This is a genomic window from Chitinophaga sp. CB10 (assembly GCA_001870995.2).
Lineage (GTDB): Bacteria > Bacteroidota > Bacteroidia > Chitinophagales > Chitinophagaceae > Chitinophaga.
Map to the genome: position 1 here is coordinate 36,283 of MLAV02000007.1, position 21,323 is coordinate 57,605.

Here is a 21,323-nt window from a genome sequence, read left to right on the forward strand (position 1 = left end):
GTTTATTTCGTTCCGTCAATGTAAGCGGCAAACTCCTCGGGAGTGCCCAGTACGTTCCAGTATTCGGCCATGGCCAGGTAGTATCCCAGCACTGCGGTGTAATAGATCTTCTCCATTTCCTCTTCCATCAGGAGTGCATCGTTTACATCTTTTACGGAAGAGAGTTGATTTTCCATACGGTCGGTAATCAGCGTGGTGGTTAACCGCGCCTGCTGCCGCGCGCTGTCGAGCGAGGCAACCTCGTTTTGCAGGGACTGCATTTTATTCTTCGCTACCGCCAGGCGTAATTCCAGGTTTGTCTTCGTGTTTTCCGCCGCCAGTTTCGCTTCTTCCACCAGTTGCTCGCTGGCACGGGTGCGCTTCACGCGGGAGAACCCGTCGAAGATGTTCCATTGTAATTCCACCCCTACCAGCCATGGCGGGATGGTCACCGGCAGGTCCTTCTGGTACACGTTCACGTTACCAATGGCAAAAATGTTGGGGAGGGATAAAGAGCGGGTAGCTTTTACCGCCACTTTGGCCTGGTCCGTAGCATTGGCCACCAGCTGGTAAGTGGCGTTATTGTCCAGCTGCACGGAAGCCGGCGCTTCGCTGCCGGCCACATCGTAGGTGCGATACCGTAAGGTGTCGTTAATCACCAGCGGCGTATTCAACGGCTGCCCCAGCAGCTTATTGAGTTCGAGTATAGCATTTTGTTTGTCCAGCTGCAGGTTGGCGTACCTGTTGGCTGCCTGCGTATAGGATACATTGGCCCAGTTGAGCAGGTAGGGCGGCAATATCTGGTTCTTTTTCAGGGAGGCGGCATAAGCCTTGTTCTTTTCAAAAGCCTTCAGGATAATCGCCTCGTGCTGCAGGATGGTGTTGAGATAGAGGATGCGGAGGTATTGCGCGCTGATGCCGAAACTCAGCTCTTTTTCCACCAGCTGCTGGTTAAACTCTCCGGCTTTTACGTTGGTGCGTGCCAGTTCCTGCGCGGAGGCTATTTTACCGCCCAGGTAAATCGGCTGACGGACGAAGACGCCGGCCGTAAAATACGATTGCTTGGCCAATTGTGGGTTATAATCCGGGTAAGCCGTGTTGATGATCCCTTTCGTCGCGGAAGAAATCCTGTCCTTCACCGCCTGCGGCAAATCCTGCCCGGTGATCTGGCGGAATACCTCGTTGGCGGTGTTGACCGCTTGTGCGGAAGAACCATCCACCACCCCGTTTTTCACCTGTTGCAGATTTATCTCCAGCGGCTTGCCAAGGTAATTATATCCTGCCAGCACATCCACCTTCGGGAAGTAAGCGCGATTGTTGGCTTCCAGCGAGTACTCCCGGGCTTTGAGCGAATGCTGCGCCTGTTGCACCACTACATTCCCCTGTTTGGCGATGCGGTAACAATCTCTTAAAGAAAGCTCCTTCCCGGCATCCTGGGCATACGCCGGCACAGCAAGAATAAACGGAATGATGATGACTGGGAATTGTTTCATACGATACGCATTTCGGAGCAACGCAGCCGTTGTTTTGGATTCATCCGACAGATAAACAATTATTTATGCATAATGTTTGTGTTATTTGAAAAAAATTGATGATTAATTAATCTGGCTCGCCTTACCATTGAATTCCTTAACTTAGTAAGGCACAATTTGTACATCATTTTCAATATTTAGTGCATTTGCATCCGTCCGGCAAATGAAGACCTTTGTAAAGTCCTGCTGAACAATAGAAACACGGACTTGTTAAGCAAGAAGAGCATACAACGTCCTGTCAGGAGGTCAACATATTTCATCATTATAAAACATTCACTTATGGCAAAAACAACCTGGGTAGCAGATGCTGATCACAGCGAGCTTGGTTTCAAGATCAGACACCTGATGATCACCAACATCAACGGCAAATTCGACAACTTCACCGTCGAAGCAGAAACGGAAGAGGAAGACTTTATGAACGCAAAAGTCACTGCCACGGTGGATATCGACTCTATCAACACCGGGAATGCCCAGCGGGACGGGCACCTGCGCAGCCCCGACTTCTTTGATGTAGACAAATACCGCAATATTGTATTTAAGGCTACCAAAGCGGAAAGCGTGGATAACGATGGCTCCTATACGCTGTATGGCGATCTTACCATCCGCGACGTTACCAAGCCAATCAAACTGGATGTGGAATTCGGCGGCGTGGTGAAAGACCCTTGGGGCAATACCAAAGCCGGGTTTACCGTGCATGGCAAAATCAACCGCAAGGACTTCGGGCTGAACTGGAATGCCGTTACGGAAGCCGGCGGCGTGATGGTCAGCGATGACGTGAAGATCCACTGCGAAGTGCAGATGCTGAAAAGATCTTAAAAATAATCCGCGGTCCCGCCATGCTGCGGGACTTTTTCATTCATAAACACATTACCATGAGCGCAATAAAAGGCATACATCACGTAACAGCAATCGCAGGAAAGGCCAGGAAGAATTTCGATTTTTATACAAGGGTAATGGGATTACGATTTGTAAAGAAAACCGTCAATTTCGATGACCCGAATACCTATCATTTCTATTATGGAGATGAGAAGGGCGACCCGGGAACCATCCTTACGTTCTTTCCCTGGGAGGACATCGCAACGGGCCGCCGGGGAACGCATATGGCTACGGAAGTGGGGTATTCCGTACCTGAAGGCAGTATTGACTTCTGGCTGAAAAGACTGGAAAAGGAAAACGTTATTTACAATAAACCTTCTTCTAAATTCGGAGAAGTGTATCTTACATTCCTGGACCCGGACGGGTTGAAGATTGAGCTGACGGTGCCGGAACAAACGGACGACCGCATTCCCTGGGAAACGGCGGAAGTTACCGAGGAATTCGCCACCAGGGGCTTCCATCATGTGACCCTCACGCTGGAAGACATACAGCCCACGGCAGACCTCCTGGTATCCGTATTTGGCTGGGAGCTGAAAAAGAACCACACGAACCGTTACCGCTTTGCGGGCCCGGACGGCCAGCAGGGCGGGTTCATAGACCTGGTGGAAGCCAAAGGCGAAACGCGGGGGCATGTGGCCGGCGGCAGCGTGCATCATGTGGCCTTCCGGGTACCGGACGATGCCGCCCAGCAACAGCTGCGGGAAGTGCTGGAAAACCGGGGACTCCATGTGACGACGGTGCTGGACCGGAAATACTTCAAGTCCGTGTACTTCCGGGAGCCCGGCGGCGTGCTGTTTGAACTGGCGACAGATACGCCGGGTTTCACGGTAGACGAGCCGCTGGAAGAACTGGGGACGCATCTGATGCTGCCGCCTCAGTACGAAGCGCAGCGGGAGGAGATTGTGCAAAAGTTGGTGAAGCTGGATTAGCAAAATTTTAGTTCAACGCTGTCAGGAAGCAGCATATAGATTTATGGAAGAATCAGTGAAAGTAAGTATTGGCCAGCATCCCTACCAGGTGTCCATCGATACGAGGGGTCACCGCTGGCTGGCAGATGAACCGGAGGACGCAGGCGGAGGCGACACCGCTCCCAAGCCGGGAGAATTGCTGCTAAGCAGCCTGGGCGCCTGCACGGCCATCACCGTTACCATGTATGCCAAACGTAAAAAATGGCCGCTGGAAGGCGTGGAAATAGAGCTGTTTTTTAACAAGGACAAGAAACCGGATCCCAATACCACCATTATTGAACGCAACATCTCTTTCCAGGGCAACCTGGACGATGAGCAACGGGCAAGACTGATGCAGATTGCGGACTCCTGCCCTGTTCATAAAGTATTGAGCAATCCTATTGTTATCATCAGCAACCCCGCTTAAAAGGAGGAGATTTTTATGAAAGACATCACCAAAAAATATACGAACGGCGAGGTAACCATCGTCTGGAAGCCGAATGTATGCATACACTCGGAAATGTGCTTCCACGGCCAGCCGGAAGTATTCAATCCCCACGTCAAACCCTGGATCAACGCCGAAGGCGCCAGCACGGAACGCATCATCAACCAGGTAAAGCAATGCCCTTCCGGCGCGCTTACCTACTACCTCAACAGCGAGGTGGCGGCCGAAGGCGGCGTAGCGCCGGACATCCAGGCGGAAAGCATCGTGGAGCCGCTCCCCAACGGGCCGCTGCTGGTGTATGGCAATATTGTGGTCAAGGACGCGGAAGGACATGAAACGCGTAAGAATAAGGTGACGGCGTTCTGCCGCTGCGGGGCTTCGTCTAACAAGCCGTATTGCGACGGTACGCATCTTAAGATTAATTTCAGGGATAAACCGGCAACATAACAAGCCAGGGCTGCAAGGTTAATTTCAGGGACAAACCGGCAACACAACAACCCACGGCTCCAATCAATAAATAAAACCAGCATCATAACATGGAATACAATATCATTCAAAATAAAGAGAAACACCGTTTCGAAACTACCGTAGACGGACATACGGGATTTATCATTTACCAAACCTACCCCGGCGGCATCGCCTACGTACACACGGAAGTGCCCCCGGAGCTGGAAGGCAGAGGCATTGCCTCCGCGCTGGCTAAATACGTATTGGAATACGCCAGGGCAAACAACCTGAAAGTGAAGCCCTTATGCCCTTACGTACACGCCTATATGAAACGGCACCCGGAATATAACGACCTCTTATAACACCAAATTAAAAAAGCGCAAGGGCATCGCCTTTGCGCTTTTTCAATTTATGCGGTAAATTACATCAAAGCTTTATATAACACCCCTATGCAAATTATTCACTTTATCCAGCAGCCGTGGCATTGGGCCGCGGGCGGCGTCCTGATCGGGCTCACCGTTCCGCTCCTGTTGCTCCTTGGTAATAAAACCCTCGGCATCTCCTCCACGCTCCGGCAAATATGCGCGGCCTGCTTCCCGGCGGATATTTCCTTTTTTAAGTACGACTGGAAAGCGCAGGCATGGAACCTCTTTTTTGTAGCCGGCATCCTCATCGGCGCTTTCCTGGCTGCAACATTCCTGAACGGGAATGCGCCCATTGAAGTAGCTGCGGCCACGCAGCAACGGTTGCAGGCTTATCACCTCACTAACTACTCCCAACTATTACCGGCTGAAATTTTTAGCTGGAGCAACCTGTTTACCTGGAAAGGACTGATCTTTTTTGTCATCGGCGGTTTCCTGATCGGCTTTGGCACCCGCTATGCCGGCGGCTGTACTTCCGGCCATTCCATCATGGGACTGTCCAATTTGCAATGGCCATCCCTCGTAGCAACGATTTGCTTTATGGCCGGCGGGTTCTTCAGCGCCAATGTGATTATTCCCTGGATCTTTCAATGGCTCAATGCCTGAGGGTCATTCAACCAAACAATACCAACTTCATGAAAAATATTAAATACCTCATCGCCGGAATATTCTTTGGCATCGTCCTCGTAAAAGCCCAGGTTATCAGCTGGTTCCGCATCCAGGAAATGTTCCAGCTTACCTCCTTTCATATGTACGGCGTTATTGGCGTTGGCGTCATCACCGGCATGATTTCCATACAGGTCATCAAACGCTTCGGCATCAAAACCTTCGACGGACAGCCGATTACCATCCCGCCAAAGAAATTTGACAAAGGGCAGATTTTCGGTGGATTGATATTCGGCATAGGCTGGGCTATCACCGGCGCTTGTCCGGGGCCGCTCTTCGCGCAGATAGGACTGGGCTTTACGGTAGTGTTGATCACCCTGTTGAGCGCCATTGGCGGCACGTGGGTGTATGGGTTATGGGAGAAGAAATTGCCGCATTGATATAAGCGGTACGGGCCCCTGGGAGAAGAAATTGCCGCATTGAAATAAGAGTTCCTGCTTGCAAAAAAAATTGCCGCATTGATACCCACATAAAAAATCCCTGGCACTGTACCGGTACCAGGGACAAGCCGTTTGAGGTTTGCAGTTCCAATCAAACAGCACCTATAATTAACACTTGAACTAAACTATTTCAGTGCATCCTTAATCGCCGTCGCAGAATCCTGGTGGGCTTTTAAGGTTGGCAGCGTGTTGGTGGCAAAGGCTTTCAGATCAGCGTCTGTCAGGTCTTTGGAAGCGTCTTCGAAAGCTTTTACATCATGGTCGTGGTCATCCACCATCATCTTCATGTATTCCTTATCGAAATCTTTACCGGATTTCTTTGCCAGCTCATCGATATGCTTCTGGTCTTCCGGGTTCAATGAAGCAGGCAGCGTAATATTTTTGCTGGTAGCAAGCGCTTTCAGTTCATCGTTTGCTTTGGTGTGATCGTTTACCATCATGTTACCGAATTCCTTTACACGAGGGTTGGTGGCTTTTTCCTGCGCCAGCTTACCCATGGCCACTTCCAGCAGGCCGCCATTTGCTGCTTTCACGGCAAATTCAGAGGATTTATCATCTACTGGTTTTACCGCTTCGTTGATTTGCTGGGCACTGTCCGTTTGTGCTTCCTTGTTGTTATTGGCGCCATTGCCACAGGATTGGATCAGGCCTACAGCCAGGCATGCGGTCGCTAAAAATATGGTCTTTTTCATAGCCGATTGTTTTGAATGATGAATTAATAGGTTCAGCTTCTTGTTTCCAAAAAAGATACCGCAAATTTGGACTCATCCTTTAAAACCCTTACCCATAGCGAACTTCAAACCAAATCCACACAATTCCGCCAGCTGTTAAAACGGCCGCGTTTGTAGACTATATTCCCCGATTCGGTGTCCGCACGGAAATCCTCCGCCCCCCTCAAATCAAAAAGGGACCAGGGTTTTCCACCCTGATCCCTTTTTAAGAATAATAAAAAAGTTTTTATCGTTGAGCCGCCAGCTGCCAGATGATAATAATGGCCAGTATAATGGTAATGACCAGCCCGGCAATCTTCACCCAGCTATATGGCCGGTCGCCGGTGACCTCTCCTGTACTCGCGTTTACCACAAAATGGTACACCTTCTCATTGTACTTATAGGCACTGATCCACACGGGCAGCAGGATGTACTTCAACGCCAGCGAATCGTAGCTGATGTCGTAATCATCGATAATCTGTTCATCCCCGCCGATGTCCGCGCAAATCTCATCCCGGATGATCGGGTCCATACGGCGCTGCGCCTGCACCAGCCCCTGCTCGGCATTGGTCTGGTAAAGCTCCGCCCTGAAACCGCTCAGGTAACGGCCATCGTATTTCTTCAATTCTTCCAGCTTCCAGGGCTCCAGTACGATCGCCATCTTTTGCGGTAACGACGGACTGGCGGATACCAGCACATCCCGGAATTCATTTTGCACACGGCCGGAGGCATGATACCACGCGGTATGACGCACCTGGCGCGTACGGGTTTCTTCGCGGCCGTTTACCGTTTCCGTATAGGTTTCCGTAGTGTAATAATACTCCCCACGTTGACCCGTGTACGCGGTATCCGTTTCTGCATCATAACTCCAATGCGGAATGTACACGCCTTTCAGCTGCTGGGAGGAACCATCCTTCACCTTCTTCACCAGGTCCGATGGCGCAAACCAAAGTTTGCTCATCCAGTTCCTGAAATACTGCAAAGCCTCATTATCCTTTACCTTAAACGGCAGTACATAATGCGGTTCCAGCATGGTGGTGGTTTGCGCATGGTCTATCACCAGCGGCGAAGCGCAGAAGGCGCAGGAATCTGCCGTCACATTCGGCAGCAACGTCGTAGAGGCGCCACAGTTAGTACATTTCACTACCTGCGCTACCTGCGTGGCATTGGTATGCGCTTCCTGCGCCGCTATAAAGGTTTTATAATCGATGGCCTTGATGGCCAGGTCGGGCTCACTTTCAATTTCATTAACGGTACCGCAATATTCACATTTCAGGCTGTTGGTACCGGGTGCGTAATGCAGCACGGCGCCACAGTTCTGGCACTTCAGCGATTGTACCGTTTCACTTGTTTTTTCCTCAAATGACATAGGGAAGCTTGCAAAATATTTGGAGGGAAAACCCTCCTTGAATAATTATGGTAACGGCGGTGGCACAGTCGCTAAAACCGGCGCCAGCTCAGGCACGGAGGATGCGGCTGCCCATGCGGCCATACCGGCTTTCCATACGAGCGAATTCCCGTTGAACTGTCCGGATGCCGCCAGCTGTTGCAGTTGCGCCTGGTCAAAAGGGCCTGCCTGCTGCCCGTTCAGCGCTACATAAAAGGATATGGCCGTCGGCAACGGCGGCGGTACGGCGCCCGCGCCGGGAGCCCCTGCTGCGCCGGTTTGGCCGGATACCGGGTTAAACTGATTCGGCTGGAATACATTTCCCATCTGCCCCATCATGGCCGCGCCCATACCCAGGCCCAGGCCCGCGCCGGCAAGACCGCCACCGCCAGGGTTCTCCGCGGACTTCTCCATCGCGTTGGCTGCCTGGAACTGTGCATATGCGCCCAGGTTGCCCACAATGCCCATGCTGCTTCTTTTGTCCAGCGCTGCTTCCACTTCAGGCGGCAGGGAAATATTTTCGATCAGGAATTTTGTCAGCTCCAGTCCCAGTTCGTTGAACTCTGGACGGATCTTATCGGTAATGATCTGCGAAACTTCATCGTAGTTGGCTGCCAGGTCCAGCACGGGAATCTTCGCTTCCGCAATCGCGTCCATACCGCGGGATACGGCCAGGTTGCGCAGTTGCTCGTTAATGCCGTCCACGGTAAATTCAGGGTTCGTCGCCGCAATGTCTTTTAAGAATTCAGCAGCGTCCTTTACCTTGAATGCATAACTACCGAAAGCGCGTACACGAAGCGGACCAAATTCCGCATCGCGCAGCATCACGGGGTTCTTCGTACCCCATTTCTGGTTGGTAAACTGGCGTAGACTTACAAAGAATACATCTGCTTTATAGGGACTGTTAAACCCGTACTTCCATCCCTGCAAAGTAGCAAGGATAGGGAGGTTCTGCGTATTCAGCGTGTACATGCCCGGCGGAAACACATCAGCAATTTTACCTTCGTTCATGAACACCGCTACCTGCGATTCACGTACCGTCAGTTTTGCATTTTGCTTAATCTCATTCTGGTAACGGGGAAATTTCCAAACAATGGTGTCAGACGTCGTGTCTGTCCATTCAATAATGTCAATAAATTCATTCCGCAGTTTATCAAATAATCCCATGTAGACAGGTTTTTAATACAGAGTTAAATGTCTGCCAAATTTATAGAATTATTTAGTTCATGTAGACATAATGAATTGTTATAATTTCAGCAGTTTCGCATTGATGGCAACAACCACCGTGCTCACTGTCATCAGCACCGCGCCAACAGCCGGACTCAATATCACTCCCCAGGGCGCCAGTACGCCTGCCGCCAGCGGCATCGCCACCAGGTTGTAGCCCGTAGCCCAGGCCAGGTTTTGTATCATTTTCCGGTAGGTAGCTTTTCCGAATTGTATAAGGCTCACAATATCAGCAGGATTGCTGTTCACCAACACAATACCCGCCGTTTCCGCCGCAATGTCCGACCCGGAGCCCACCGCAATGCCAATGTTGGCCTGCGCCAGCGCCGGCGCGTCATTAATGCCATCTCCCGTCATGGCCACATACCTTCCCTCCTGCTGCAGCGCCTTCACCTGTTCCAGCTTCTGATGCGGCAATACCTCCGCAATCACCTTATCAAGCTGCAATTTTTGCCCTACCGCGCCGGCCACTTTCCTGTTATCGCCGGTAAGCAACACGGTGCTGATGCCTTCCTGCCGCAGTTGCTGCACCGCGCCGGCGGATTCCGGGCGCAGCTCATCGGATAATAACAGGTACCCCGCGGGCTGACCATTGATAATCACATACGACAAAGTGCCCGTGCCGTCTGTATCCACCGCCGGCGCATGGTAATGTTCCTGCGCATATACCGGCGATGCCACCAGTACCTCATCATTGCCTACTTTCGCCTGGATGCCTTTGCCGGCAAGGGCTTGCACGTCCGTTGCTGCCGGCGGCTGCAGCTGCAACTCCTTTGCCCTGGCCACGATCCCCGTTGCAATGGGATGCTCGGATTGTTGCTCCGCGGCAGCCGCCAGCGACAGCACCTGTTCTTTCGTATAGCCGTCCCCGAAAGTGCCCATGTCAGTTACTTCAAACTTACCCACGGTAAGCGTTCCGGTTTTATCAAATACCAGCGTATCAATTTTGCGGGAGTTTTCAAACGCAGTACGGTCCTTTATCAGCAGCCCATGCTGCGCGGCAATCGTGGTGGAACGCGCTACCACAAGCGGTACGGCAAGGCCCAGTGCATGCGGGCAGCAAATCACAATCACCGTCACCATCCGCTCCATCGCAAAAGCCAGGGAACTGCCGGTCAGCCACCATACTAAAAACGTGAGGATACCGGCGGCAATGGCAATCACCGTCAGCCACCGCGCCGCTTTGTCCGCCAGCAGCTGCGTGCCGGATTTAGCCTGCTGCGCGTCGTTCACCAGCTTGATCACCTGCGAGAGATAGGATTCCGCGCTGTTGTGCGTCACCTTCACGCGGAAAGCGCTGTTGCCGTTGATCGCCCCGGCGATCACTTTGTCCCCGGCGGATTTTTGCACCGGCTTCGACTCCCCCGTCAGCATCGACTCGTTCACATAGCTACTCCCTTCAGCCACAACGCCGTCCGCGGCAATTTTCTCCCCGGGCTTTACCAGGATGATATCCCCCGGTTGCAAGCTGCCCGTGGCCACGTCTTCCACCCTATCTCCCCTCACCAAATGCGCCTCCGCAGGCATGAGTTTTACCAGCAATTCCAGTTCCCTCCCGGCGCCGGCCACCGCGCTCATTTCAATCCAGTGGCCCAGCAGCATGATGAGGATCAGCGTAGCCAGCTCCCAGAAGAAGTCCATACCCTGTAACCCAAACAACACCGCCACGCTGTAAATGTAAGCCACCGTAATGGCGAAGCCTACCAGCGTCATCATTCCCGGATTACGGGCCGCCAGCTCGTCCTTCGCGCCGGTGAGGAAGGGCCAGCCGCCATAGAAATATATGATGGTGCTGAGCCCCAGCAACACGTATTGATCGCCGGGAAAGCTCAGTTCCACTCCCAGCCAGTGCTGGATCATTTTCGACAGTAACATGACCGGCGCCGTCAGCACCAGCACTACATAAAAACGTTTCTTAAAATCGTTGATCATCCCGGCATGGTCATGGCCGCCATGCATTCCGTGCGTGCCATGCATCGCATGCTGCCCTGGCGGCATATCGTGGTGCATATGCCCGTGTTCGGGTTCGGCATGGCCATGCGCCTGGTGATGCCCATGATGTTGATGTGGGTCCATAGTTCCTGTTCTTTTTTATTAATACAACTGGGGTCCGTAATTGTTATATAAAAAAAGAACCGCGGGGTAGCGGTTCTTTTTTTTTGTTTAGGGAGAAAATTAATTATCGCTTATCAAATTGCTTCAGCCAGGCTTGCGCCAGCGCGGGCCATGCCTCGGCAGCGGGGTTTCCCTTACGCAGTCCGTACCCATGCCCGCCCTTATTATAGAAGTGCAGCTCTACCGGCACCTTTGCGTCGCGCAATGCGCCAGCCATCACCAGGGCGCTGTTCCCATAGGGGTCGTCCGCCGTGGCAAAGAGGAACATCGGCGGCGTGGCCGCGGTTACTTTCAACTCCGGCGTCAGCTTCCTGTCGGGTCCTTTGTCCAGGTAAGCCGGGTAAATCAACAGGGCAAATGCCGGTTTGGCGCTCTGCTGATCCGCGGCATCCACCGGCGTATATTGCTGTTCATCATACAACGTGCTTGCCCTTGCGCTCAGGCTCCCGCCTGCGGAAAAGCCCAGTACGCCTACCTTCTCCGGGTTGATGTGGTAGTCGGCCGCTTTGGAGCGCACCAGCCGGATCGCCCGCTGGATATCCTGCAACGCGCCGGCCTGCTTCTGCGGCACACGGTAATGCAGTACAAACGCCGTATAGCCGAGGGAGTTAAACCACTTCGCTATCTCGGTGCCTTCCAGGTCCAGCGCCAGGATGTTGTACCCGCCTCCGGGGCAAACGATCACCGCCGCATCCTGCGTACTTCCTGCCGGGGCCGGATATACGGAGATGAACGGATCCGTTACCTCGGCGATACGCAGCACATTTCCCTTATTATCCGGAGAGGTTTTCATGGGCGCCTTCACTGTTTCGCCGGGCGCATTGCCCGGCCACAGCGGAATATTTTTCACCTGTTGCGCCATTGTATTAACGCCTGCACTCATCATCATACAAACCAATATTATTTTTTTCATGGGCGGCAGTATAGGAGTTATTTAATGCAATCCAGCCATGCCTGCGCCATCAGTCGCGCGCCTGCCAGGGACGGATGCACGCCGTCACCTGTCCAGTAGCTGGCCGGGGCCGATTGGATTGCCTTGTCAAAAATAGCCTGGTAAGGAATGAAGGCCGCTTTGTATTTATCGGCAATTTCTTTTGCCGCCGCACGGTATTCATTGAATTCGGGATACCAGGTATCATCTACCGCTTTCACGCCTTTCACCGCAAAAGGTTCGCCAATGATCAGTTGCAGATCGGGGAACTTTTGCTTGGTGCGGTCCAGCAGCTTGTCGTAATCCGTACGGTACACTTTGGAAGTACCGTCGTACTTGCCGTTGTGTTTATGCCAGTAATCGTTTACGCCAATGAGGATGCTCAGCACATTCGGCTTCAGGTTGAGGCAGTCCGCATCCCACCGTTCGGCCAGCTGGTACACTTTGTTACCACTGATGCCCCGGTTGTAGATGGAAAGATTTTTATCCGGATGCTGCCAGAGCAGTTCCGAAGCGGCCATGAAGGCATAGCCCCCGCCTAATGCAGCCCCGTTGTTAGGGCCTTCTGCATCCCTTTTACGGCCCACGTCCGTGATGGAGTCGCCCTGGAAGAGGATGGTATAATCTTTTTTCAGCTGGATTTTTGCCGGCTTCGCGCCCGCGGTAGCGGCGGACACAATGTTGGGTAAACTAATGGCAGCAAGGCTTCCCAGCGATACGTTTCGGAGGAAACTACGACGGTCGGATGTATTCATAACGGAGTATTTATTTTCAGTTTTTATCAGTGAACGGATAAAAATAGAAAATAGATTGTTTTAAAAGGGAAAAATTTCCATGAAGGCCACTACGCAATGCAAAGCCGCAGGCCCACGGCTACACAAATGCGCTCGACCCCGTAATCGCCCTGCCCACAATCAGCGAATTGATCTCCTTCGTACCCTCATAACTATATATCGCCTCGGCATCCGCTACAAACCGGGCCACATTGTATTCCAGCAATATCCCGTTACCGCCCATCACTTCCCGCGCGCGTCCTACAATATCGCGTGTCCGCAGCGTACAAAATACTTTCGCCAGGGAGGCATGCTCGTCTTTCAGCGCGCCCTGGTCCTGCAGTTCGGACAGGCGGAACACCATCGTCTGCATGGCCGTGAGGTTGGAAAGCATTTCCACCAAATGCCCCTGTATCAACTGGAAAGAAGCAATCGGCTTGCCGAACTGCTTCCGTTTACGGGTGTACGCCAGCGCGTTTTCATAAGCGCCCCGGGCGCAGCCCACCGCTTCCCACGCCACGCTGGCGCGGGTCATGCGCAACACGCGGGAGGTATCCTTGAAATTATTGGCATGCTGCAGCCGGTCCGATTCCGGTACGCGGCAATCCGTAAGCGTGATCAGGCCATTCTGCACAATGCGCAGCGCCATCTTGTCCTGCATCTTTTCTACGGCAAAGCCGGGGTTCTCCTTCCTCACGAGGAATCCCTTCACCTGGTTGTCATCCACGTCGCGCGCCCATATCACAATCACGTCCGCAAAGGTGGCATTGCCTATCCATTTCTTCTGCCCGTTCAGCACCCAGGTATCTCCTTCGCGTTTAGCCGTAGTCGTTAGTCCGCCCGCAGTGCCGGAACCTACTTCCGGCTCCGTCAATCCAAATGCCCCGATGCAATGCAGCTGCTGCATTTTAGGCAGCCATTCCGACTTCTGCGCTTCCGATCCCAGCATGTAAATGGAGCCCATCGCCAGCCCGCTCTGCACCCCGAAGAAGGTGGCAATACTCGCATCCACCCGGGCCATTTCCATCGCGATGATGCCCTCCATCAGGTAAGACCGGTTAGGGCAGCCATACCCGTCATAGGTCACGCCGCATATATTAAGGGCCCTGAATTTTTCGATTATTTCAAACGGGAACTCCGCCTTCAGCCAGTACTCATTTACCAGCGGCTGGATTTCCTTCTCCATAAACTCCCTCACCTGCAATTGCAAGGCACGGTCCTCCGGCGATAGCCGTTCGCTGATATTATAAAAGTCCCCGTCAACAGGTGGCTCTTTCTTTTTACTGCCGCGGCTTCCCAGCATCTTCATCAACCCGTTGAGCTGATTTTCATCCATCTGGGCCACGGACTGCATGACCTTAGGCAGGTCTACCTTCTCGGAGAGTTTGGCCAATTGCTTGAAGTCAATACTTTTAAAGAGCTGATACGCATTTCTGAGCTTGGAGAAAGTTCCTGACATATAACATGGTTTTAAATGAATATACGATTTTTTTAGGGAGCAGTTACACCGCAGTGCCGGCAACGGGTGGCGGTCATACAAAAAAAGCCCCGGCAACAGGGTGCCGGGGCTGACCTAAAAAATCAAACTATGCTATCGGATGATAGTAATGGTTTTCTTCAGCTTGAGATCTTCGGAGTTGGCGCCAACTGCGAACTCAAACTCGCCCGGCTCTACCGTCCAGTTCATGTCCTTGTCCAACAGGGCCAGGTCGTCCGGATGCAGGGTAAAGTGCAGGGTCTTCTTTTCGCCCGGCTGCAGCGTCACGCGTTCAAAGCCGCGCAGCTGCCATACATACGTGGTTACGCTGCTTACCTTGTCATGCATGTAGAGCTGCACCACCTCATCCCCGGTTCTGCTGCCGGTATTGGTCACTTCCACGCTCACCTGTATATCCCCCTGCTGGCGCTGCTGCTCCGGCGTTACCACCAGGTTGCTGTATGCAAAAGTCGTATAGCTGAGCCCATAACCGAATGGATACAGCGGCCCGTTTACACTCGTACGTCCATAACCGTTATTACCGCTGGAAGGCTGATCCGCGTGGGATCCCGGCTTGTAAGGGAAGTTCAGTTCCAGCTGGCCCGTCGTTTTCGGGAAGGTAACGGTAAGCCTGCCGCCCGGGTTGTAATCGCCGAAGAGGGCTTCCGCTACGGCAATGCCGCCGTTAGGCCCGGGGAACCAGGCTTCCAGGATCGCCGGTAAATACTGGTTCTCCCAGTTGATGGTCAGGGGCTGACCGTTGATCAGCACGGCCACCACCGGCTTGCCCGTTGCATGGAGGGCCTGCAGCAATTGCAGTTGCCGGCCGGGCAAATCCAAACTCGTGCGGCTCAAGCTCTCCCCAACGCGTTTATCATCTTCCCCCACAACCGCGATAATTACATCCGCTTCCTTCGCCTTACTAACGGCTTCGGCTATATCCGCCTGCTCCTCCGCGCTCAGCGGCGAAGGGATCACCTCTGTGCCGGGCCAGCCCGGGTTCACGATGTCGCACCCCTTGCTGTAATTAACGGTAATGCCTTTACCGGCCAGTTTTTGAATGCCGTCAAGCACGGAAATCACGGGGTTGTTGGAAGGGCCGTACCGGCTATTCGCATGGCTCACTGCCGTGGCCATCGGGCCGGTCACGAGGATATTTTTTATCGCGCTCCTGCTCAGCGGCAGGGTGTTCTTTTCATTCTTTAGCAATACGAGGGATTCGCGGTTCAGCTGCAGGGCAAAGGAATCGTCCGCCGCGGTATGCACGTTTTTATCCGCCAGCTTCTCGTCCACATAAGGGTGGTCGAACAGGCCAAGGCGGAATTTCACGCGGAGTACATCCGCTACGCGACTGTCAATCGTCTTCATATTCACCTTGCCTTCCTTCACCAGCTCCCGCAGCGGGTAGATGAAATCTTCCGGCGGCGTAAAGTTGGTGCGTACGTTCAGCCCCGCTTCCACGGTGAGCCGCACCGCTTCCTTATAATCCGGCACTACATGGTGCTTGGAGAAGAGGTATTCCACCGCATCGGAATCGGATACCACGTAGCCGTCAAACCCAAACTCCTGGCGCAGCAGCTGCGTGAGGAAATAATAACTGCCGGTTACCGGCTCCCCGTCCCAGTCGTTATAACTGCTCATCACGCCCATGGGCCTGGCCTCCTGGATCACGCGGCGGAACGGATACAGGTAAATCTGGTGCATCTCCCTTGGCGCCACATGCGGGTCCGTACGGGCGTTGCCATCGCGGCCGCCTTTCGGAATACTGTACACGGCAAAATGCTTCAGCGTGGAAGCCACGCCCTGCGATTGGATACCGATGGTCATCTGCTTGCCCAGTTCCGCCACCAGGAAAGGATCTTCCCCGTAGCATTCCACCACGCGGCCCCAGCGCGGATCGCGGGCAGGGTCCAGGATGGGCGCATACACGTTCGTATAGCCGAGCAGTTTAGCCTCCCGGCCGGCAATTTCCCCGGCGCGGTGTACCAGTTTGCGGTTCCAGGTGCTGCCAATGCCAATCGGCGCCGGCAGCGGCGTAGCGCGGTCATGATTCAGCCCGTGGATGCCCTCCGTGGTAAAGTCCACCGGGATCCCCAGCCGCGTTTCCTCAATAAACCATTTCTGAATCGTATTGATGGAAGCGGCATGCCGGCTGTAGGGAAACGACAGGTTCGTTTGCGCCTTTTTGTTATTGGCTACACTGTTCAGCTCCTCGTCAATATTGGCGATGCCGTCTTTCCAAACCTTGTTCTTCCATTCCGGCGTGGGCATTTCATCTTTCAACACACGACCATAGCCATACAGCGTCGCCATCTGGCAGGTCTTTTCGTCCAGCGTCATTTGCGAAAGCAAATCCCTGATGCGGTCGTCCACGGTTTGAGCGGGATCTTCGAAGATGTCTTTTTTGCCGTTTTTGTTGAAATCAATCCAGCCATTCCGGTAGATGGGCTGTTGCTTTTGCGCCGCGGCATATTGTACCGTGAGCGCAGCCAGCAGCCCCGTTGCAGTAATCCTGAGCTTCATTTGCTGATAATAAATTATAACGGTTTAAGTCTTTTGCAATGGATTGCAAAGAAGGCCCAAGATAAAATTATTAACTGAAACACAAAGGGAAAAAATGAGGTACGGTTAGTCCCGGCGGGCCTCCCGGCAGTAACGGCATTTTTATATGATGTAAAAACGCTACTTTAGCGGCATTCATCATTAAAATTCCGTGAAGGTTAAATGATTACATCACCTTCTTATCAAGCATACAAGGACCTTTTTCACGCACTGTACAACGAGTTATGTAACTATGCCTACAGCTTCCTGAACGATGATGCGGCTGCCGAAGACGTAGTGCAGGAAACGTTTATAAAGCTCTGGCAAAAGCATCCGGATATGATACAGCTGCCCAACATCAGGCCTTACCTCTACAGGGCAGTGCGCAATAATTCCATCACCGTGCTGCGCAAGCAGCAGGTGGAACAGAACAATAAAAAAGGCTTTATCCAACTGGCGGACGTCAGCGAGGAACCGCGCGAGGAAGAAAAGGAAGCCGTCAAACCTTACTTCGATCAGCTGATCCATGAAGCGATTGCCAACCTGCCGCCACAATGCCGGGAAGTCTTCACCCGCTGCCGTATGCAGGGGATGACCCATCAGCAGGCCGCGGCGGACCTCGGCCTGTCCGCAAAAACAGTGGAGAACTACATGGGCAGAGCCCTGAAGATCCTCCGTAAATACCTGGCTGATTACGGCCTGCCGGCCGCTGCCTTACTCATGATAAAAATTTTAATGTAATAGTAGAGGGTACGCCGCTTGCCCTGCGTTATCAATATAGAGCAACTGTAGATATGGAACCTACCAATATATATGAACTGATCACAAAAAAACTGTCCGCTCAGATTTCCCCCGAAGAGGACCTGGAGCTTACCCGCTGGCTGCAAGCGTCAGCCGCTAACCAGGCTGAATACGATGCATTGACCAAAATCTGGAATGGCAGCAATCAACTCCCGGCGCAACGGCAATTCAATACCAGCCGCGCCTGGGACAATGTGGAAACCCGCCTTCAATCCACCACGGAAAGACCTGTTAAAACCATGCGCTGGAAATACGCCGCAGCAGCAGCCATCCTCGTATTGCTATCCGCAACCGCCTGGTGGATGCTGGAAAAACCCGGCAACATCCGGGAAGTGGCCGCCAACGAAGGGCGCATCCGCAACCTTCAGCTGGATGACCACTCCAAAGTAACCCTGCGCCCGGGCGCTGAAATCCGCTACAGCAACAACTACCAGGATAATAAACGCGTGGTGGAACTCAGCGGGGAAGCCTACTTCGAAGTAACCGGCGATCCCTCCCACCCCTTCCTCGTAAAAACGCCTGACCAATCTACCATCGAGGTATTAGGTACCGCCTTTGCCGTAGAAACCAAACAGGAAGCAACCACCGTGATCGTGACCGAAGGTCGCGTTAAACTGGCGCACCCCGGCAACCAGCAGGGCGTGATCCTCACCAGTGGCCTGAAAGGAGTAAGCCAGCAAGGACGGGTCATCGCTGCTGATAACGATGACATAAACTTTCTCGCCTGGAAAACCGGCACTTTAAAATTTAATGATGCCCCTTTAGTTGATATTGTGCCGCAATTAGCCGATTTTTACGGCAAAGAGATCAGGATTGACGAGTCATATCGTGATTCAGCTGCTGTTCAAAAAGCTAATATCAGCTTCCACGATCAGTCCTGCGAAGATGCATTGCATGAACTACAACTATTGCTGGGCTTCAATTACAGGCAGGAAGGCGACACGTTTGTCATCAGCCGCAGGTAGCTGCCAATCATGGCCCCTGACTTATACCACTTTATTGCTGCTATTGCTGCTCCAATGGCTGCCCCTGAGCGCCCAGCAGCCCGATAGCATCCTTAACAGGCATTTCAGACCGGCCAGGTTACAGGGCACCATCCTCCACTATATCCAGGAGATCACCCAACAAACGGGCATCCCCGTTTCCTACAGCTCCAACTTTATTCACCTTAATAAAAAAGTGCAACTCAGCGGCGCCGAAAATACCACCGGCGCCGTATTGCGCGCCATCTTCCAGGGCAACGGCATCGAAATCGCCGCCGTAAACGGAAAGATCTTCCTCCTCCGGGATGTATCCGCCACCCAATACTACACCATCAGCGGATTCGTAAAGGAGAAAAACAGCGATGAAGCCATCATCGGCGCCTCCATCTACGACCCCGTCACCCGCAAAGGTACCATCAGCAACGCCTTCGGCTTCTATACCCTGCAGGTGCCGGATACCTGCGCCCAGGTGGTCTTCTCCCACGTGGCCTACGAAACCGTGCTGCAGCCGCTCCCCCCGCCGGATGAAGGCCAGCTGGATGTGTACATGGGCGTGCGCCATAGCCTCCAACCCGTAGTGATCAACGCCAGTTCTGCAGACACCGTGCTGCTGCACGGCGGCTATATCAACATGCCGGTTTCCTATCTCACCAGCTACCCCGCCCTCCTCGGGGAAAAGGATGTGCTGAAATCGCTGCAGTTCTACCCCGGCGCCGGCAGCTCCCTGGAAAGCAGCAGCAACCTGCTCATTCGCGGCGGCGGCGCGGATCAAAACCTCTACCTCCTCGATGGGGTGCCCATCTACCATACCGGCCACTTATTCGGACTCTTCTCCATCTTCAACGCGGACGCCGTGAAAGACGTTTCGCTCTATAAAGACGCCTTCCCGGCTAAATACGCCGGCCGCCTCTCCTCCGTGGTCGACATCCGCACCAAAGACGGCGACATGAAAGAATGGCACGGCAAAGCCACGCTCAGCCCCGTTTCCGGCAGCGCCCTGCTGGAAGGGCCGATCGTAAAGGACCGCACCTCCATGTCCCTCTCCCTGCGCCGCTCCCTCGTGGATATGCTCTATGGGAAAACCTTCCTGCACGATTACGGCAAGTATTACCTTTACGACATCAACCTGAAAGTCAACCAGGTGCTGAACGATAAAAACCGCCTGTACCTGAGCTTCTACAAAGGGCAGGACAAAATGAATATCTCCAGCGATAACCCCGTCATCCTCCTGTTCGACGATTACAATTTCGCCTGGAGCAACATCACCTCCGCCCTGAAATGGACCAGCGTAGTCAATCCACGCCTGTTTACCAATACCACGCTGACCTACAGCCGGTTCCACAACACCTTCTCGCAGAACTCCGTGATCCCCGTCGGGCTTTCGGATTCCCTGTTCGTCCGCGGGGTGGGCGTTTCCCGTGTGCGGGACATCGCCCTCCATAACGAGACCGAATACACGCTGAACAATACCCATAAACTTTCCTTCGGAGGCGGCTATACGTACCATAACTTCGCGCCCACCTCCTACCGCACGAACGTCTCCGCTGGCGAAGCCGTCAAAAGGGACGCCCCTAAATATTACATGTCGGAAGTCAACTTCTACGCCGAAGACCAGATTTCCCTGCTGGACGAACACCTGATCATCCGGCCGGGGCTCCACTTCGGCAGCCTCGTGCAAAAAGGCTCCGTCTATTCCTCCGCGCAGCCCCGCATGCTGGTACGCTGGAAGTTCCGCAAGGATCAATACCTGGAAGCTTCCTACGCCGCCATGGCGCAGTTCATCCATCAGCTATCCACCCCCGTGATCAATCTCCCTACGGACCTCTGGGTGCCCAGCACGGATGTAATCAGGCCGGAACGCTCCTATTCCTACAGCCTCGCATACGAAAAGAAATGGCAGAACGACTGGCGCCTCAGCGTTGACGGCTATTACAAACTCCTGAGCGATATCGTGACCACCAATACCGTCCTCAATATTTTCGATAATTCTGACCTCTGGGAAAAGAAAGTAATCGCAGGGAAAGGGTATAATTACGGGGCGGAATTCCTGCTGGAAAAAACCAGCGGCCGGTTCACCGGGATCTTCGCCTATACGCTGTCCTGGGCCTGGCGGCAGTTTGACAGGGTCAATGGCGGAAGAAGGTACCCCTACAAGGAAGACCGCCGCCACAACCTCTCCATGGCGCTCAAATACCAGTTGTCGCCCGTATGGTCCCTCAGCGCTACCTGGAAGTTTGCCAGCGGCGCGCCGTTTACCATGCCGCAACAAATCTTCCCGGACCTGGACTGGGCCAAAAACATCAATGGTTACCTGGACGAACGGTACTCGCCCTTCTCCACCTACCAGGTGAATTACCTGCCCTACTTTGTGGGGCTCAACAGGTACCGGCTCCGGCCCGTGCATCACCTGGATATCGGTACCACCATCCTCCTGGGTACGAAGACGAAGTACCGCCATACCATCAACGCCGGCGTGTATAATATCTACAACCGGAGCAATCCGTTCATCGTCAGCTTCGACCAGTTTTCCTATTTCAATTTTGATTCCGTATATCCGTTACAGTTATACCAGTACAGTATCTTCAGGACCCTGCCGTACCTGAGTTACACGTTTAAATTCTGAT

Annotated in this window: 19 protein-coding genes; 10 read left to right on the top strand and 9 right to left on the bottom strand. The window is 53.3% G+C overall.

Annotated elements, in window-relative coordinates; all coding sequences use genetic code 11:
- Nucleotides 1-2 precede the first annotated feature (2 nt).
- Nucleotides 3-1,472, bottom strand: a complete 1,470-nt coding sequence (locus tag BOC67_RS11495) for a TolC family protein (RefSeq protein WP_291910388.1) — start codon at nt 1,470-1,472, stop codon at nt 3-5.
- A 318-nt stretch (nt 1,473-1,790) separates the two neighbouring features.
- Here BOC67_RS11495 and BOC67_RS11500 point away from each other — a divergent pair, with 318 nt between their 5' ends.
- The 7 genes from BOC67_RS11500 to BOC67_RS11530 all read left to right on the top strand — a co-directional run bounded on the left by BOC67_RS11500 (nt 1,791) and on the right by BOC67_RS11530 (nt 5,694).
- Nucleotides 1,791-2,327 (top strand): YceI family protein, encoded by a 537-nt coding sequence (locus tag BOC67_RS11500; RefSeq protein WP_291910390.1) that lies wholly within the window; start codon nt 1,791-1,793, stop codon nt 2,325-2,327.
- 56 nt (nt 2,328-2,383) lie between these two features.
- The gene (locus BOC67_RS11505) at nt 2,384-3,316 is read left to right on the top strand and encodes a ring-cleaving dioxygenase (protein WP_291910392.1); all 933 of its coding nucleotides are present in this window, start codon (nt 2,384-2,386) and stop codon (nt 3,314-3,316) included.
- A gap of 43 nt (nt 3,317-3,359) precedes the next feature.
- Nucleotides 3,360-3,761 (top strand): OsmC family protein, encoded by a 402-nt coding sequence (locus BOC67_RS11510; protein ID WP_291910394.1) that lies wholly within the window; start codon nt 3,360-3,362, stop codon nt 3,759-3,761.
- Nucleotides 3,762-3,776: 15 nt separating this feature from the next.
- Nucleotides 3,777-4,226, top strand: coding sequence for a (4Fe-4S)-binding protein (locus BOC67_RS11515; RefSeq protein ID WP_291910396.1), 450 nt, complete (start codon nt 3,777-3,779; stop codon nt 4,224-4,226).
- Nucleotides 4,227-4,315: 89 nt separating this feature from the next.
- Nucleotides 4,316-4,588 carry a GNAT family N-acetyltransferase gene (locus BOC67_RS11520; protein ID WP_291910399.1) on the top strand — a complete coding sequence of 91 codons (273 nt, stop codon included), beginning with the start codon at nt 4,316-4,318 and terminating at the stop codon, nt 4,586-4,588.
- Nucleotides 4,589-4,675: 87 nt separating this feature from the next.
- Nucleotides 4,676-5,254, top strand: a complete 579-nt coding sequence (locus BOC67_RS11525; RefSeq protein ID WP_291910401.1) for a YeeE/YedE thiosulfate transporter family protein — start codon at nt 4,676-4,678, stop codon at nt 5,252-5,254.
- 29 nt (nt 5,255-5,283) lie between these two features.
- Nucleotides 5,284-5,694, top strand: coding sequence for a DUF6691 family protein (locus tag BOC67_RS11530; RefSeq protein ID WP_291910403.1), 411 nt, complete (start codon nt 5,284-5,286; stop codon nt 5,692-5,694).
- A gap of 185 nt (nt 5,695-5,879) precedes the next feature.
- On the opposite strand, the gene BOC67_RS11535 is transcribed toward BOC67_RS11530, so the two are convergent.
- The 8 genes from BOC67_RS11535 to BOC67_RS11570 form a co-directional block, all read right to left on the bottom strand.
- A complete protein-coding gene (locus BOC67_RS11535) occupies nt 5,880-6,446 on the bottom strand; it encodes a DUF4142 domain-containing protein (RefSeq protein WP_291910405.1) in 567 nt (188 codons plus the stop codon).
- A gap of 265 nt (nt 6,447-6,711) precedes the next feature.
- Nucleotides 6,712-7,833: a hypothetical protein gene (locus tag BOC67_RS11540; RefSeq protein ID WP_291910407.1), complete on the bottom strand. Its 1,122-nt coding sequence runs from the start codon at nt 7,831-7,833 to the stop codon at nt 6,712-6,714.
- 45 nt (nt 7,834-7,878) lie between these two features.
- Nucleotides 7,879-9,018: an SPFH domain-containing protein gene (locus tag BOC67_RS11545; RefSeq protein ID WP_291910409.1), complete on the bottom strand. Its 1,140-nt coding sequence runs from the start codon at nt 9,016-9,018 to the stop codon at nt 7,879-7,881.
- Between the two features lie 78 nt (nt 9,019-9,096).
- Nucleotides 9,097-11,154, bottom strand: coding sequence for a copper-translocating P-type ATPase (locus BOC67_RS11550; protein ID WP_291910412.1), 2,058 nt, complete (start codon nt 11,152-11,154; stop codon nt 9,097-9,099).
- 103 nt (nt 11,155-11,257) lie between these two features.
- Nucleotides 11,258-12,106: an alpha/beta hydrolase gene (locus BOC67_RS11555; RefSeq protein WP_291910414.1), complete on the bottom strand. Its 849-nt coding sequence runs from the start codon at nt 12,104-12,106 to the stop codon at nt 11,258-11,260.
- Between the two features lie 17 nt (nt 12,107-12,123).
- On the bottom strand, nt 12,124-12,879 hold the full coding sequence (locus tag BOC67_RS11560) for an SGNH/GDSL hydrolase family protein (protein ID WP_291910415.1): 756 nt from the start codon (nt 12,877-12,879) through the stop codon (nt 12,124-12,126).
- 118 nt (nt 12,880-12,997) lie between these two features.
- Nucleotides 12,998-14,356, bottom strand: a complete 1,359-nt coding sequence (locus BOC67_RS11565; protein ID WP_291910416.1) for an acyl-CoA dehydrogenase family protein — start codon at nt 14,354-14,356, stop codon at nt 12,998-13,000.
- A gap of 132 nt (nt 14,357-14,488) precedes the next feature.
- Nucleotides 14,489-16,897, bottom strand: a complete 2,409-nt coding sequence (locus tag BOC67_RS11570; RefSeq protein ID WP_291910417.1) for a glycoside hydrolase family 3 N-terminal domain-containing protein — start codon at nt 16,895-16,897, stop codon at nt 14,489-14,491.
- A 201-nt stretch (nt 16,898-17,098) separates the two neighbouring features.
- On the opposite strand from BOC67_RS11570, the gene BOC67_RS11575 reads away from it, so the two are divergent.
- From BOC67_RS11575 to BOC67_RS11585, 3 genes are read left to right on the top strand one after another with little or no spacing between them, the layout of a single operon-like run.
- Nucleotides 17,099-17,656 carry an RNA polymerase sigma-70 factor gene (locus BOC67_RS11575; protein ID WP_291910418.1) on the top strand — a complete coding sequence of 186 codons (558 nt, stop codon included), beginning with the start codon at nt 17,099-17,101 and terminating at the stop codon, nt 17,654-17,656.
- Nucleotides 17,657-17,709: 53 nt separating this feature from the next.
- The gene (locus tag BOC67_RS11580) at nt 17,710-18,681 is read left to right on the top strand and encodes a FecR family protein (protein ID WP_291910419.1); all 972 of its coding nucleotides are present in this window, start codon (nt 17,710-17,712) and stop codon (nt 18,679-18,681) included.
- A gap of 34 nt (nt 18,682-18,715) precedes the next feature.
- Nucleotides 18,716-21,322, top strand: a complete 2,607-nt coding sequence (locus BOC67_RS11585; protein ID WP_291910420.1) for a carboxypeptidase-like regulatory domain-containing protein — start codon at nt 18,716-18,718, stop codon at nt 21,320-21,322.
- Nucleotide 21,323: the final 1 nt, after the last annotated feature.

What these genes read in the sequence shown, in the direction of transcription:
- BOC67_RS11500 (WP_291910390.1), top strand. Translation starts at nt 1,791, where the DNA reads ATGGCAAAAACAACCTGGGTAGCAGATGCTGATCACAGCGAGCTTGGT.
- BOC67_RS11570 (WP_291910417.1), bottom strand. Translation starts at nt 16,897, where the DNA reads ATGAAGCTCAGGATTACTGCAACGGGGCTGCTGGCTGCGCTCACGGTA.
- BOC67_RS11575 (WP_291910418.1), top strand. Translation starts at nt 17,099, where the DNA reads ATGATTACATCACCTTCTTATCAAGCATACAAGGACCTTTTTCACGCA.
- BOC67_RS11540 (WP_291910407.1), bottom strand. Translation starts at nt 7,833, where the DNA reads ATGTCATTTGAGGAAAAAACAAGTGAAACGGTACAATCGCTGAAGTGC.
- BOC67_RS11510 (WP_291910394.1), top strand. Translation starts at nt 3,360, where the DNA reads ATGGAAGAATCAGTGAAAGTAAGTATTGGCCAGCATCCCTACCAGGTG.
- BOC67_RS11505 (WP_291910392.1), top strand. Translation starts at nt 2,384, where the DNA reads ATGAGCGCAATAAAAGGCATACATCACGTAACAGCAATCGCAGGAAAG.
- BOC67_RS11495 (WP_291910388.1), bottom strand. Translation starts at nt 1,472, where the DNA reads ATGAAACAATTCCCAGTCATCATCATTCCGTTTATTCTTGCTGTGCCG.
- BOC67_RS11530 (WP_291910403.1), top strand. Translation starts at nt 5,284, where the DNA reads ATGAAAAATATTAAATACCTCATCGCCGGAATATTCTTTGGCATCGTC.
- BOC67_RS11580 (WP_291910419.1), top strand. Translation starts at nt 17,710, where the DNA reads ATGGAACCTACCAATATATATGAACTGATCACAAAAAAACTGTCCGCT.
- BOC67_RS11550 (WP_291910412.1), bottom strand. Translation starts at nt 11,154, where the DNA reads ATGGACCCACATCAACATCATGGGCATCACCAGGCGCATGGCCATGCC.
- BOC67_RS11545 (WP_291910409.1), bottom strand. Translation starts at nt 9,018, where the DNA reads ATGGGATTATTTGATAAACTGCGGAATGAATTTATTGACATTATTGAA.
- BOC67_RS11555 (WP_291910414.1), bottom strand. Translation starts at nt 12,106, where the DNA reads ATGAAAAAAATAATATTGGTTTGTATGATGATGAGTGCAGGCGTTAAT.
- BOC67_RS11560 (WP_291910415.1), bottom strand. Translation starts at nt 12,879, where the DNA reads ATGAATACATCCGACCGTCGTAGTTTCCTCCGAAACGTATCGCTGGGA.
- BOC67_RS11525 (WP_291910401.1), top strand. Translation starts at nt 4,676, where the DNA reads ATGCAAATTATTCACTTTATCCAGCAGCCGTGGCATTGGGCCGCGGGC.
- BOC67_RS11515 (WP_291910396.1), top strand. Translation starts at nt 3,777, where the DNA reads ATGAAAGACATCACCAAAAAATATACGAACGGCGAGGTAACCATCGTC.
- BOC67_RS11520 (WP_291910399.1), top strand. Translation starts at nt 4,316, where the DNA reads ATGGAATACAATATCATTCAAAATAAAGAGAAACACCGTTTCGAAACT.
- BOC67_RS11565 (WP_291910416.1), bottom strand. Translation starts at nt 14,356, where the DNA reads ATGTCAGGAACTTTCTCCAAGCTCAGAAATGCGTATCAGCTCTTTAAA.
- BOC67_RS11535 (WP_291910405.1), bottom strand. Translation starts at nt 6,446, where the DNA reads ATGAAAAAGACCATATTTTTAGCGACCGCATGCCTGGCTGTAGGCCTG.